Annotated in this window: 23 protein-coding genes; all 23 read right to left on the minus strand. The window is 66.0% G+C overall.

The features are described 5' to 3' along the window. Positions 1-2: 2 nt before the first annotated feature. Positions 3-653 carry an adenylate kinase gene (locus tag ACTWPV_RS21440; protein ID WP_347646481.1) on the minus strand — a complete coding sequence of 217 codons (651 nt, stop codon included), beginning with the start codon at positions 651-653 and terminating at the stop codon, positions 3-5. Continuing rightward, the gene (gene secY / locus ACTWPV_RS21445) at positions 653-1,957 is read right to left on the minus strand and encodes a preprotein translocase subunit SecY (protein ID WP_347646480.1); all 1,305 of its coding nucleotides are present in this window, start codon (positions 1,955-1,957) and stop codon (positions 653-655) included. Before secY ends, ACTWPV_RS21440 begins: the two co-directional genes overlap by 1 nt. 169 nt (positions 1,958-2,126) lie before the next feature. Continuing rightward, positions 2,127-2,594 (minus strand): 50S ribosomal protein L15, encoded by a 468-nt coding sequence (gene rplO / locus ACTWPV_RS21450; RefSeq protein WP_132509680.1) that lies wholly within the window; start codon positions 2,592-2,594, stop codon positions 2,127-2,129. A gap of 1 nt (position 2,595) precedes the next feature. Then, positions 2,596-2,778 (minus strand): 50S ribosomal protein L30, encoded by a 183-nt coding sequence (gene rpmD, locus ACTWPV_RS21455; protein ID WP_080043226.1) that lies wholly within the window; start codon positions 2,776-2,778, stop codon positions 2,596-2,598. A gap of 2 nt (positions 2,779-2,780) precedes the next feature. Then, positions 2,781-3,410 carry a 30S ribosomal protein S5 gene (rpsE, locus tag ACTWPV_RS21460; RefSeq protein ID WP_132632155.1) on the minus strand — a complete coding sequence of 210 codons (630 nt, stop codon included), beginning with the start codon at positions 3,408-3,410 and terminating at the stop codon, positions 2,781-2,783. A gap of 49 nt (positions 3,411-3,459) precedes the next feature. Next, on the minus strand, positions 3,460-3,843 hold the full coding sequence (gene rplR / locus ACTWPV_RS21465; RefSeq protein ID WP_132599495.1) for a 50S ribosomal protein L18: 384 nt from the start codon (positions 3,841-3,843) through the stop codon (positions 3,460-3,462). 2 nt (positions 3,844-3,845) lie between these two features. Then, on the minus strand, positions 3,846-4,388 hold the full coding sequence (rplF, locus tag ACTWPV_RS21470; RefSeq protein ID WP_347646478.1) for a 50S ribosomal protein L6: 543 nt from the start codon (positions 4,386-4,388) through the stop codon (positions 3,846-3,848). 16 nt (positions 4,389-4,404) lie between these two features. Next, positions 4,405-4,803, minus strand: coding sequence for a 30S ribosomal protein S8 (gene rpsH / locus ACTWPV_RS21475; RefSeq protein WP_132509675.1), 399 nt, complete (start codon positions 4,801-4,803; stop codon positions 4,405-4,407). A 208-nt stretch (positions 4,804-5,011) separates the two neighbouring features. Next, on the minus strand, positions 5,012-5,197 hold the full coding sequence (locus ACTWPV_RS21480) for a type Z 30S ribosomal protein S14 (RefSeq protein ID WP_132337023.1): 186 nt from the start codon (positions 5,195-5,197) through the stop codon (positions 5,012-5,014). Between the two features lie 2 nt (positions 5,198-5,199). Continuing rightward, the gene (gene rplE, locus ACTWPV_RS21485) at positions 5,200-5,775 is read right to left on the minus strand and encodes a 50S ribosomal protein L5 (protein ID WP_132509674.1); all 576 of its coding nucleotides are present in this window, start codon (positions 5,773-5,775) and stop codon (positions 5,200-5,202) included. After that, complete coding sequence (gene rplX / locus ACTWPV_RS21490; protein ID WP_443153142.1) at positions 5,775-6,089, minus strand: 50S ribosomal protein L24; 315 nt, start codon at positions 6,087-6,089, stop codon at positions 5,775-5,777. The genes rplE and rplX overlap by 1 nt, the downstream gene beginning before the upstream one ends. Then, positions 6,089-6,460, minus strand: a complete 372-nt coding sequence (gene rplN, locus ACTWPV_RS21495; protein WP_347616788.1) for a 50S ribosomal protein L14 — start codon at positions 6,458-6,460, stop codon at positions 6,089-6,091. Before rplN ends, rplX begins: the two co-directional genes overlap by 1 nt. A 322-nt stretch (positions 6,461-6,782) precedes the next feature. Continuing rightward, positions 6,783-7,076, minus strand: coding sequence for a 30S ribosomal protein S17 (rpsQ, locus tag ACTWPV_RS21500; RefSeq protein ID WP_132599491.1), 294 nt, complete (start codon positions 7,074-7,076; stop codon positions 6,783-6,785). Next, entirely contained in the window at positions 7,069-7,305 is a 237-nt protein-coding gene (gene rpmC, locus ACTWPV_RS21505; protein WP_132337013.1) for a 50S ribosomal protein L29, read from the minus strand. Before rpmC ends, rpsQ begins: the two co-directional genes overlap by 8 nt. Beyond that, positions 7,305-7,724, minus strand: coding sequence for a 50S ribosomal protein L16 (gene rplP / locus ACTWPV_RS21510; protein WP_443153143.1), 420 nt, complete (start codon positions 7,722-7,724; stop codon positions 7,305-7,307). The genes rpmC and rplP overlap by 1 nt, the downstream gene beginning before the upstream one ends. A 2-nt stretch (positions 7,725-7,726) precedes the next feature. Beyond that, positions 7,727-8,584, minus strand: a complete 858-nt coding sequence (gene rpsC / locus ACTWPV_RS21515; RefSeq protein ID WP_132599487.1) for a 30S ribosomal protein S3 — start codon at positions 8,582-8,584, stop codon at positions 7,727-7,729. Next, the gene (gene rplV, locus ACTWPV_RS21520; protein ID WP_132599484.1) at positions 8,584-8,937 is read right to left on the minus strand and encodes a 50S ribosomal protein L22; all 354 of its coding nucleotides are present in this window, start codon (positions 8,935-8,937) and stop codon (positions 8,584-8,586) included. Before rplV ends, rpsC begins: the two co-directional genes overlap by 1 nt. Before the next feature lie 24 nt (positions 8,938-8,961). After that, positions 8,962-9,240, minus strand: coding sequence for a 30S ribosomal protein S19 (rpsS, locus tag ACTWPV_RS21525; protein ID WP_090930455.1), 279 nt, complete (start codon positions 9,238-9,240; stop codon positions 8,962-8,964). An 11-nt stretch (positions 9,241-9,251) separates the two neighbouring features. Next, on the minus strand, positions 9,252-10,088 hold the full coding sequence (gene rplB / locus ACTWPV_RS21530) for a 50S ribosomal protein L2 (RefSeq protein WP_132509668.1): 837 nt from the start codon (positions 10,086-10,088) through the stop codon (positions 9,252-9,254). Between the two features lie 131 nt (positions 10,089-10,219). Beyond that, positions 10,220-10,522 (minus strand): 50S ribosomal protein L23, encoded by a 303-nt coding sequence (gene rplW / locus ACTWPV_RS21535; protein WP_080043238.1) that lies wholly within the window; start codon positions 10,520-10,522, stop codon positions 10,220-10,222. After that, entirely contained in the window at positions 10,522-11,166 is a 645-nt protein-coding gene (gene rplD, locus ACTWPV_RS21540) for a 50S ribosomal protein L4 (protein WP_347646476.1), read from the minus strand. The genes rplW and rplD overlap by 1 nt, the downstream gene beginning before the upstream one ends. Beyond that, positions 11,163-11,816, minus strand: a complete 654-nt coding sequence (rplC, locus tag ACTWPV_RS21545) for a 50S ribosomal protein L3 (RefSeq protein WP_347646475.1) — start codon at positions 11,814-11,816, stop codon at positions 11,163-11,165. The genes rplD and rplC overlap by 4 nt, the downstream gene beginning before the upstream one ends. 14 nt (positions 11,817-11,830) lie before the next feature. Then, the gene (gene rpsJ, locus ACTWPV_RS21550; protein ID WP_012887830.1) at positions 11,831-12,139 is read right to left on the minus strand and encodes a 30S ribosomal protein S10; all 309 of its coding nucleotides are present in this window, start codon (positions 12,137-12,139) and stop codon (positions 11,831-11,833) included. Positions 12,140-12,367 lie beyond the last annotated feature (228 nt).

Here is a 12,367-nt window from a genome sequence, read left to right on the forward strand (position 1 = left end):
ACTCAGCCCATATAGGGCCTGATCGCGTCCATGGCCCGCTGCGTGACCTCTTCGACCGGGCCCGTGGCGTCCACACCGATCAGGATGTCCTCGTCCGCGTAGTAGGAGACCAGCGGCGCCGTCTGCTCCTGGTAGACCTCCAGGCGGTGCCTGACGGTCTCCTCTTTGTCATCGTCACGCTGGAACAACGCGCCCCCGCACGCGTCGCACTTGTCGTCTTTCTTGTCGTCGAACTCGACATGCCAGATGCGACCGCACTGGCTGCAGGTGCGCCGGCCGGCCAGCCGCCTGACCACCTCGTCGTCGTCCACGACGAGCTCCAGAACCAGGTCGAGCGCCTGGCCCCAGTCTTTGAGCATGTCGCGCAGGATCTCGGCCTGCGCGACGTTCCTCGGAAACCCGTCGAGCAAGAAGCCGTCCTGCGCGTCGTCCTCGGACAGCCGGTCACGCACCATCGCGATGGTGACCTCGTCGGGCACCAGGTCCCCGCGGTCCATGTACGTCTTGGCCAGCTTGCCGAGGTCCGTGCCCCCCGAGACGTTGGCACGGAAGATGTCACCTGTCGAGATTTTCGGGATGGACAGGTTGGATGCGATGTACTGGGCCTGTGTCCCCTTACCCGCTCCGGGGGGCCCGACCAGGACGAGACGCACTACCTCAGGAAACCTTCGTAGTTACGCTGCTGCAGCTGGCTCTCGATCTGCTTCACCGTGTCAAGGCCGACGCCTACCATGATCAGAATGCTCGTCCCTCCGAACGGGAAGTTCTGGCTCGCACCGGCGATCGCCAGCGCGACGATCGGGACCATGGAGATCAGACCCAGATAGAGCGCGCCGGGCGCGGTCAGACGGGTGAGCACGAAGTTCAGGTATTCAGCCGTCGGACGGCCGGGGCGGATGCCCGGAATGAAACCACCGTACTTCTTCATGTTGTCGGCGACTTCAGTGGGGTTGAACGTGATGGACACGTAGAAGTAGGTGAAGAAAACGATCAACAGGAAGAACGTGGCCATGTAGATCGGCGTGTCGCCCGTCGCGAGGTTCTGCGAGATCCACTGGATGACCACGTTGTCGCTGGTCTGGAACAGCGACGTGAGCAGCTGCGGCAGATAGAGCAGCGAGGACGCGAAGATGACCGGGATGATGCCGGCCTGGTTGACCTTGAGCGGGATGTAGGTGGACGTGCCGCCGTACATCCTGCGGCCGACCATCCGCTTGGCGTACTGGACCGGGATGCGCCGCTGCCCCTGCTCGACGAAGACCACCGCGGCGATCATGAAGACACCGACCACCATGACGACCGCGAAGGTGAACTTGTTGGCCTGGAAGATGTTGGCGAGCTCGGAGGGGAAGACCGCCACGATCTGGGTGAAGATCAGGATGGACATGCCGTTGCCGACGCCGCGGTCGGTGATGAGCTCACCGAGCCACATGATCACGGACGTGCCGGCGGTCATGATCACGACCATCGTGACGATGCCGAAGATGTTGTCCGGGTCGAGCAGGACGTCCTGCTGACAGTTGGGGAACAACTGGCCGGTGCGCGCCAGCGCGATGAAGGCGGTCGACTGCAGGACGGCGAGCCCGATGGTCAGATAACGCGTGTACTGCGTGATCTTCGTCTGACCGGCCTGGCCTTCCTTCTTCAGCGCCTCGAGGCGCGGGATCACCACGACGAGCAGCTGCAGAATGATGCTCGCGGTGATATAAGGCATGATGCCCAGCGCGAACACCGACAACTTCAGGAGCGCGCCGCCGCTGAACAGCTGCACCATCCCGTAGATGTTGCCGGTTTCTCCACTGCGCGCCTGGTCGAAACAGGCGGCGAGGTTCTCGACGTGGACTCCCGGAGTCGGAAGAACCGAGCCGAGACGGAACAGCGCGATGATGCCCAGGGTGAAGAGCAACTTCTTGCGCAGGTCCGGTGTCCGGAACGCCCGGGTAAACGCGGTCAGCACGGTCCCTCCTGCGCGCCTTTACGGCGGTGTGAGTATGCGATGGTGCGGGGATCTGCCATCTGAAAGTCTCAGGTCAAACGAGCCGGACAGAATCCTGCCGTCTGGCGAACTCTAACGCACTACGGGCGTGGGGGCCCATTGTCAAAGCCCCCACGCCACGTAATAGCTCTTACAGCTCGGTAACGGAACCACCGGCTGCGGCGATCTTCTCCTTCGCGGACGACGAGAAGGCGTGGGCCTGCACGTTGACCGCGACCGAGATCTCGCCGGTGCCGAGCACCTTCACCAGCTGGTTCTTGCGAACGGCGCCCTTGGCGACCAGCGCCTCGACGGTGACCTCGCCACCCTCGGGGAACAGCTCGCCGAGCCGGTCCAGGTTGACGACCTGGTAGGTCGTCTTGAACAGCGCGTTGGAGAAGCCCTTGAGCTTCGGCAGACGCCGCTGCAGCGGCACCTGGCCACCCTCGAAACCGAGGGGGACCGTCGTGCGGGCGTGGCTGCCCTTGGTGCCCCGACCGGCCGTCTTGCCCTTGGACGCCTCGCCGCGGCCCTTGCGGGTCTTGGCCTTGTTGGCACCAGGGGCAGGACGCAGGTCGTGGATCTTGAGCGGAGCAGCGTTGTTGGAGCTGTCAGTCACGTCAATCGACCTCTTCCACCTCGACGAGGTGCGTCACCACGGAGACCATCCCGCGAATCTCGGGGCGGTCCTCCTTGACGACGACGTCGCCGATTCGCTTCAGGCCAAGCGAACGCAGCGAGTCACGCTGGTTCTGCTTGCCACCGATCTTCGAGCGAACCTGAGTGATCTTCAGGCGTGCCACGACTAGCTCACCGCCTTGGCGGCCGCGGCCTCGGCAAGGCCCTCACGCTGCGCCTTGAGCATGCGGGCCGGGGCCACGTCCTCGATCGGCAGGCCACGGCGGGCGGCGATCTCCTCGGGGCGCGAGAGGCCCTTCAGAGCCGCCACGGTGGCGTGCACGATGTTGATCGGGTTGTCCGAGCCGAGCGACTTGGACAGCACGTCGTGGATGCCGGCGCACTCCAGGACCGCACGCACCGGGCCACCGGCGATGACGCCGGTACCGGCCGAGGCCGGACGGAGGAAGACGACGCCCGCCGCCTCCTCGCCCTGCACGGTGTGCGGGATGGTGCCCTGGATCCGAGGCACCTTGAAGAAGTGCTTCTTCGCCTCTTCGACACCCTTGGCGATGGCCGCGGGCACTTCCTTGGCCTTGCCGTAGCCGACGCCGACCATGCCGTTGCCGTCGCCGACGACGACGAGGGCGGTGAAGCTGAAGCGACGACCACCCTTCACGACCTTGGCCACTCGGTTGATCTTCACTACGCGCTCGATGTACGAGACGCCCTTGTCGGCGGCGCCACCGCGGCGATCGTCACGACGGTCCCGCCGCTCGCCACCGGTGCCGCCACCGCGACGCGGAGCTGCAGCCATCAGTGGTTCCTCATCTCAGTTGCCATTAGTTGCGATCCCCGGGCCCTCATCAGAACTCGAGCCCGCTCTCGCGCGCGCTGTCGGCCAGCGCCGCGATCCGACCCGCATACCGGTTGCCACCGCGGTCGAAGACGACCTTGGTGATCCCGGCGTCCTTGGCCCGCTGAGCGAGGAGCTCGCCGACCTTCTTGGCCTTCTCGGTCTTGTCCGCCTCCAGCGAGCGCAGCGAGGCGTCCATGGTGGACGCGCTCACCAGCGTGTGGCCGACGGTGTCGTCCACGATCTGGACGAACATGTGACGGGTCGAGCGGTTGACGACCAGGCGCGGACGCTCGCTCGTGCCGACGACGTATTTGCGGACGCGGCGGTGACGGCGGGCCCGCGAGACCGTGCGGGCAGCCGTGTGCTTGCTGAACGCAGTCTTCGGAGCCATGCCTACTTACCAGCCTTTCCGACCTTGCGGCGGATCTGTTCGCCCTGGTAGCGCACGCCCTTGCCCTTGTACGGGTCAGGCTTGCGCAACTTGCGGATGTTGGCCGCGACCTCGCCCACCTTCTGCTTGTCGATGCCGTCCACGTGGAACAGGGTCGGCTTCTCGACGCGGAAGGAGACGCCATCGGGGGCGTCGACGATGACCGGGTGACTGAAGCCCAGGGAGAACTCCAGTTGCGTCGGGCCCTTGGCCTGGACGCGGTAACCGACCCCGACGATCTCAAGGCTCTTGGAGTAGCCCTGGGTGACGCCCTGCACCATGTTGGCGATGAGCGTCCTGGACAGGCCGTGCAGCGCACGGACCTTGTTCTCGTCACTGGGCCGGGAGACGGCGATGCTGCCGTCCTCGTCACGAGCGACCGCGATGGGCTCGGCGACCGTGTGAGTGAGCGTGCCCTTCGGGCCCTTGACCTGGACATCCTGGCCGTCGATCGTGATGTCTACGCCACTCGGCACAGGGATGGGCAGCCGTCCGATTCGCGACATGCTGTGTTCCTCCCCTCTACCAGACGTAGGCGAGGACTTCCCCGCCTACACCACGCTTGCCGGCCTGCTTGTCGGTCATGAGCCCGGCGGACGTCGAGATGATCGCGACGCCCAGCCCGCCCAGGACCCGAGGCAGGTTGTCCTTCTTCGCATAAACCCGCAGACCGGGCTTGGAAACCCGGCGCAGGCCCGCGAGCGACCGCTCACGGGTAGGCCCGAACTTGAGCTCCACCACGAGGTTCTTGCCAACCTTGGCGTCTTCGACGGTCCAAGCCTGGATGTAACCCTCCTGCTGGAGGATCTCGGCGATGTGCGCCTTGATCTTCGAGTACGGCATCGCCACGCTCTCGTGGTACGCCGAATTCGCGTTGCGCAGACGTGTGAGCATGTCTGCGATCGGGTCGGTCATCGTCATGGCCAGTGGCCTTCCTCGCCGCGGTTTCCAGTCGGCCAAGCAGCACCCGTGACCGGGGGCTCTCTGCCGGTGGACCTTCGGCGTGGTCATGGACGTTCCCGTGAGGGAACATCCTGGTCTTCTTCGGAAATATGGGAAGCGGGTGGTCACCCGCGGGCGGCACGAAGGCCGCCCACAGGTTATCCGACGGAAAAACCGCTCGTCGGGACTACCAGCTCGACTTGGTGATGCCGGGCAGCTCGCCCCGGTGCGCCATCTCGCGGAAGCACACGCGGCACAGCCCGAACTTGCGGTAGACGGCGCGCGGCCGGCCACAGCGCGAGCAACGAGTGTACGCCCGGACCTGGAACTTCGGCTTGCGCCCTGCCTTGGCGATCAGCGACTTCTTCGCCATGATCAGGCCTCCTTGAAGGGGAACCCGAGGAGCTTCAGCAGCGCCCGGCCCTGGTCGTCGTTCTTCGCGGTGGTCACGATCGTGATGTCCATGCCCCGCGGCCGGTCGACCTTGTCCTGGTCGACCTCGTGGAACATGACCTGCTCGGTCAGACCGAACGTGTAGTTGCCGTTGCCGTCGAACTGCTTCGGCGACAGGCCGCGGAAGTCCCTGATGCGCGGGAGCGCGAGGGACAGCAGCCGGTCGAGGAACTCCCACATGCGGTCGCCGCGCAGCGTGACGTGCGCGCCGATCGGCATGCCCTCGCGCAGCTTGAACTGCGCGATCGACTTGCGCGCCCGGACGACGGCCGGCTTCTGGCCGGTGATCACGGTGAGGTCGCGGACGGCGCCTTCGATGAGCTTGGAGTCACGAGCCGCCTCGCCGACACCCATGTTGACCTTGATCTTGGTCAGGCCCGGGATCTGCATGACGTTCTCGATGCCGAACTGCTCGCGAAGCTGGGCCGCGATCTCCTCGCGGTACTTCGTCTTCAGCCGTGGCGTCGGGCGCTCTGTCTCAGTGGTCGTGGCAGTCATCAGCTGTCCTCACCCGTCTCGTCGGCCTTGGCCTCGGACTTCTCCTCGGCGGGCTTCTTGTCGGCGGGCTTGTCGTCCTTGAGCTTCTTCACGTTGCTCACGTGGATGGAAGCCTCCATGGTCTGCACGCCGCCGGTCTTGGCGCCGCGCGGGCCCTGGTGCGTCTCCTTGGTGTGCTTCTTGATCATGTTGACGCCCTCGACCACCACGCGGTCCTCGCGCGGGAAGGTGGCGATGACATGACCCTTGGCACCCTTGTCCTTGCCGGCGATGACCTGGACCAGGTCACCCTTCTTCACATGCAGCTTCGGCATTACAGCACCTCCGGGGCGAGCGAGATGATGCGCATGAACTTCTTGTCGCGCAGCTCGCGGCCGACCGGGCCGAAGATACGGGTGCCGCGAGGGTCGCCGCTCTCCCTGATGATGACGGCGGCGTTCTCGTCGAACCGGATGTAGGAGCCGTCGGGCCGGCGGCGCTCCTTGACCGTGCGGACGATGACGGCCCGGACCACGTCGCCCTTCTTGACGCCCGTGCTGCCGGGCAGCGCGTCCTTGACAGTGGCGACGATGATGTCGCCGATACCGGCGTAGCGTCGGCCCGAGCCACCGAGAACACGGATGCAGAGGATCTCCTTGGCACCCGTGTTGTCGGCGACCTTGAGCCGCGACTCCTGCTGGATCACTTTCACTCCTGTTAGTCGCGCCGGTTCTCACGTGGGGGCGCTGCCCCCGCGACCCCCAGATGGCGCTTCGCACGCTTCCATGGAAGTCGCGGGAGAAATCCCGTGACCACCGGATCGTGCTTCGCACGCCCATCACGAGGCCGCGGAAGCGAGCTTCCGCGCGAGCCTGGCGGAACCTGCTGTTGTCTTGTTCCCCCGGCCACAACCCTCCGTGGAGGGCCGCACCGCAGGCGACGCGAGGCCTTGGCGGCCCCGCGTCCTTGGACGCCGTCATGGGGGCTACGAGAGCCCCCACGAGGCGCGGTATATCCGAGAAGGAGTGTTACTTCGCCTTCTCGAGGATCTCCACGACCCTCCACCGCTTGGTGGCGGAGAGGGGGCGGGTCTCCATGAGCAGCACGCGGTCGCCCACGCCACAGGCGTTGGCCTCGTCGTGTGCCTTGTACTTCGTCGTACGGCGGATGACCTTGCCGTACAGGCGGTGCTTGACGCGGTCCTCGACGGCGACGACGACGGTCTTGTCCATCTTGTCGCTGACGACGAGGCCTTCACGGACCTTGCGGAAGTTCCGCGCGTCCTTCGTCTCCGTGGTCTCAGTGGTCTCGGTCTCAGCCATCGCTCGTCTCCTTCTCGACCGTGACGATGCCGAGCTCGCGCTCGCGCATCACGGTGTAGATACGGGCGATCTCGCGGCGGACGGCCCGCAGCCGCCCGTGGCTCTCCAACTGACCGGTAGCCGACTGGAAACGAAGGTTGAACAGCTCTTCCTTCGCCTCCTTCAGCTTCTGGACGAGGGTCTCCTCGTCCTCGAGCCGCAGCTCTCCGGCGGTCAGGCCCTTAGCCATCACGCCTCACCCACTTCACGCTTAACGATCTTGCACTTCATAGGCAGTTTGTGGATCGCACGCTGAAGCGCCTCGCGAGCGACCGACTCCGACACGCCCGACAGCTCGAACATCACGCGTCCGGGCTTGACGTTGGCCACCCACCACTCCGGCGAGCCCTTACCGGAACCCATGCGGGTCTCGGCCGGCTTCTTCGTGAGCGGACGGTCGGGGTAGATGTTGATCCACACCTTGCCGCCACGACGGATGTGACGGGTCATGGCGATACGGGCGGACTCGATCTGGCGGTTGGTCACGTAGGAGTGCTCAATCGCCTGGATGCCGAACTCGCCGAACACGACCCTCGTGCCGCCCTTGGCGGCGCCGCTACGGTCGGGCCGGTGCTGCTTGCGGTGCTTGACCCTGCGCGGGATCAGCATGGTCAGCTCCCTTCAGCACCCGGCTGCGCAGCCGGGCCGGTCTCGGGAGTCCCCTGGGCGGGTGCCGCCTGGGACTCGGTGCGGGGGGCGCGGTCACGGTCGCCACGACCACCGCCACGGCGCGGACGGTCACCGCCACCACGGCGCGGACGGTCACCGCCACCACGACGGTCGTCACGGTCACGACGCTGGCCGGCACGAGCGCCGGCGGCGGCCGCCTCGCGCTCGGCGCGGCTCGTCGGAGCCTCACCCTTGTAGATCCAGACCTTCACGCCGATGCGGCCGAAGGTCGTACGGGCCTCGTAGAAGCCGTAGTCGATGTCCGCGCGGAGGGTGTGCAGGGGCACGCGGCCCTCGCGGTAGAACTCCGACCGCGACATCTCGGCGCCGCCCAGACGACCGGAGCACTGGACACGGATGCCCTTGGCGCCGGACTTCATGGCCGACTGCATCGCCTTGCGCATGGCACGGCGGAACGAGACACGGCTCGACAGCTGCTCGGCGACGCCCTGCGCGACGAGCTGGGCGTCGATCTCCGGGTTCTTGACCTCGAGAATGTTGAGCTGGACCTGCTTCTTGGTCAGCTTCTCCAGGTCGCCGCGGATGCGGTCCGCCTCGGCTCCGCGCCGGCCGATCACGATGCCGGGCCGCGCGGTGTGGATGTCCACCTGCACGCGGTCGGTGGTGCGCTCGATCTCCACCTTGGAGATGCCGGCCCGCTCCATGCCCTTCTGCAGCATGCGGCGGATCGACACGTCCTCGGCGACGTACGACTTGTACAGCTTGTCGGCGTACCACCGGCTCTTGAAGTCGGTCGTGATGCCGAGGCGGAACCCGTGCGGGTTAACCTTCTGGCCCACTATCGGGTCCTTCCCTTCGGCTCGCGGGACTCCACGATCACGGTGATGTGGCTCGTCCGCTTGTTGATCCGATAGGCACGACCCTGTGCGCGCGGACGGAACCGCTTCAGCGTCGGGCCCTCGTCGACCCACGCGCGGCTCACGACGAGCGTGCTCGGGTCGAGATCGAAGTTGTGCTCAGCGTTGGCCATGGCGCTGCTGAGCACCTTGAAGATCGGCTCGCTCGCCGACTGGGGAGCGAACTGCAGCACGGCCTGCGCCTCCGAAGCGGGCAGCCCGCGAATAAGGTCCACCACGCGGCGGGCCTTGAGGGGCGTGACACGGACGAACCGCGCCTGAGCCCTGGCTTCCATCGCTTTCTCCTACTTCCGGGACGCTTACCGCCGACTGCGGCGGTCTTCCTTGACGTGGCTGCGGAACGTGCGCGTGGGAGCGAACTCTCCGAGCTTGTGACCGATCATCGACTCGGTGATGAACACCGGGACGTGCTTGCGGCCGTCGTGTACGGCGATCGTGTGCCCGAGCATGTCGGGAACGATCATGGAGCGCCGCGACCACGTCTTGATGACGTTCTTGCTGCCCTTCTCGTTCTGGGCGTCCACCTTCTTCTGAAGGTGGTCGTCCACGAAGGGACCCTTCTTAAGGCTACGTGGCATTTCGGCTGCTCCTACCGCTTCTTCCTCTTGCTCCGCCGACGGATGATCAGCCGGTCGCTGGCCTTGTTGGCCTGGCGGGTGCGGCCCTCGGGCTTGCCCTTCGGGTTCACCGGGTGGCGACCACCGGAGGTCTTGCCCTCACCACCACCGTGCGGGTGGTCGACCGGGTTCATGGCGACACCGCGAACGGTGGGGCGCTTGCCCTTCCACCGCATACGGCCGGCCTTGCCCCAGTTGATGTTGGCCTGCTCGGCGTTGCCCACCTGACCCACCGAGGCCCGGCAGCGCACGTCGACCATGCGCATCTCACCGGACGGCATACGCAGCGTGGCGTACTGGCCCTCCTTGGCGAGCAGCTGGATCTGGGCGCCCGCGGAACGGCCCAGCTTGGCGCCACCGCCCGGGCGGAGCTCCACCGCGTGGATGAAGGTACCGGTCGGGATGTTGCGCAGCGGCAGGCAGTTGCCCGGCTTGATGTCGGCCGAGGGCCCGTTCTCGATGCGGTCGCCCTGCTTGAGGCCGGTCGGCGCGATGATGTAGCGCTTCTCGCCGTCGGCGTAGTGGAGCAGAGCGATATTGGCGGTGCGGTTGGGGTCGTACTCGATGTGAGCGACCTTGGCCGGAATGCCGTCCTTGTCATGCCTACGGAAGTCGATGATCCGGTAGGCGCGCTTGTGACCGCCGCCCTGGTGGCGAGCGGTGACCCGGCCGTGTACGTTGCGGCCGCCCTTACTGTGAAGGGGCGCAAGCAACGACTTCTCGGGCGTGCTGCGGGTGATCTCGGAGAAGTCCGAGACACTCGACCCGCGGCGACCCGGGGTCGTCGGCTTGTACTTACGGATGCCCATCTTTTTCGTTCATCCTTCGTCGGAATCCAGAATCCAGAGGATTCTGGATCATTCAATCGTGCAAAGCCCCCAAAGACTTTGTCGCCCGAAGGCGACACGGGGGGAATGCGGGGGGCGAAGCCCCCCGCAGGTCAGCCGATCTGACCGAAGATGTCGATCCGATCGCCTTCGACCAGGCTCACGATCGCGCGCTTGGTGTCGGGACGCTTGCCGTAACCGGTGCGGGTGCGCTTGCGCTTGCCCTGCCGGTTGATGGTGTTCACGCTGGTGACCTTGACCCCGAAGATCTGCTCAACAGCGATCTTGACCTGAGTCTTGTTCGCGGTCTTCTTCACCAGGAACGTGTACTTGTTGTTCTCGTCGATCAGGCCGTAGCTCTTCTCAGAGACCACCGGCTTGATGATGATGTCGCGCGGGTCGGCGATCTTCTCCATCAGGCGTCTTCCTTCCCGCCACTCAGCCGCGCCACGACCTGGTCGTACGCCTCCTGGGTGAAGACCACGTCGTCGTGCACGAGCACGTCGTAGGTGTTGAGCTGCCCGGCGTCCAGCAGGTGGACCTCGGGAGCGTTGCGCAGGCTCAGCCAGGTCAGCTCGTCGTTCTCGTCGACCACGACGAGGACGCGGGGAGCCTGGGTGATCTTGCGCAGGGCGTCCAGGGCGGCCTTGGTCTTGGGCGTCTCGCCCGAGACCAGCGAGCTGACCACGTGGACGCGGCCACCGCCGGCCCGGTCGGACAGGGCGCCACGCAGCGCGGCGGCCTTCATCTTCTTGGGCGTGCGCTGCGAGTAGTCGCGCGGCACCGGCCCGTGGACGATGCCACCGCCGGCGAACTGCGGAGCGCGGGTCGAACCCTGGCGGGCCCGGCCGGTGCCCTTCTGGCGGTACGGCTTCTTGCCGCCGCCGGAGACCTCGCCACGGGTCTTGGCCTTGTGGGTGCCCTGCCGGCGAGCGGCGAGCTGGGCCACGACCACCTGGTGGATCAGCGGAACGTTGACCTTGGCGCCGAAGATGTCTTCGGGCAGGTCGACCGTGCCGGTCTTGGCACCGCTGGCGTCGAGGACGTCAATGCTTGTCACTTCGCAGCCCCCTTCTTGGCAGCGGTGCGGACGAGGACGAGGCTTCCGTTGGCGCCGGGAATCGCACCCTTGATCAGGATGAGACCCTTCTCGGCGTCCACGGAGTGAACCTTCAGGCTCTGCACAGTGGTGCGGACGTTGCCCATCCGGCCAGCCATGCGCAGACCCTTGAAAACGCGGCCCGGGGTGGCGCAGCCACCGATGGAACCCGGCGAACGGTGCTTGCGCTGCGTACCGTGCGACGCGCCCAGACCACCGAAGCCGTGCCGCTTCATGACACCCGCGAAGCCCTTGCCCTTGCTCTTGCCCGTCACGTCGACGAACTGGCCGGCCTCGAAGGTGTCGGCCTGCAGCTCCTGGCCGATGGTGTAGTCGTTCGCGTCGTCGGTGCGGATCTCCGCGAAGTAACGGCGCGGGGTGATGTCGTGCTTACGCAGGTAGTCGCCGAGCGGCTTGTTGACCTTCCGTGGGTCGACCTGCCCGAAGCCGAGCTGGACGGCGGAGTAGCCGTCCTTCTCTGGAGTGCGGACGCGGGTCACCACGCACGGACCGGCCTCGACCACGGTCACCGGCACCATCCGGTTGTCCGCGTCGAAGACCTGGGTCATGCCGAGCTTCTTGCCCAGGACGCCCTTGATCGTCTTAGCCATGTCAGTGCGTTCCCTCAGAGCTTGATCGAAATGTCGACACCCGCGGGGAGGTCGAGTCGCATGAGCGAGTCGACCGTCTTGGGGGTCGGGTCGATGATGTCAATCAGCCGCTTGTGCGTGCGCATCTCGAAGTGCTCGCGGCTGTCCTTGTACTTGTGCGGCGAGCGGATGACGCAGTACACGTTCTTCTCGGTCGGCAGCGGCACCGGGCCTGCGACCTTCGCGCCAGTCCGCGTCACCGTCTCGACGATCTTCTTGGCCGAGCTGTCGATGACCTCGTGGTCATAGGCCTTAAGCCGGATGCGGATCTTCTGTCCCGCCATAGTGGCCTCGGTGTCCTTCGCTGTCGTCTGGAAAAGTATCGTGCGGCCTTGTGCCGCTTCCTTCACTGCAGGTCAGGACCTGCGTGACCCCACGAGGCAGACGAGTCGTCCTGCCTTTTTCTTCCGTGATCCGGCAGTGACTTCGGTCACTGGGCCGAAGCTACTGCTGGATCACGGCGCTTTTGCGCGGAGTCTGCGACGTGGCGCGGCGGTCGGTCCCGGATCCGG

It is taken from the genome of Nonomuraea sp. KM88 (assembly GCF_052245635.1).
Taxonomy (GTDB): Bacteria; Actinomycetota; Actinomycetes; order Streptosporangiales; family Streptosporangiaceae; genus Nonomuraea.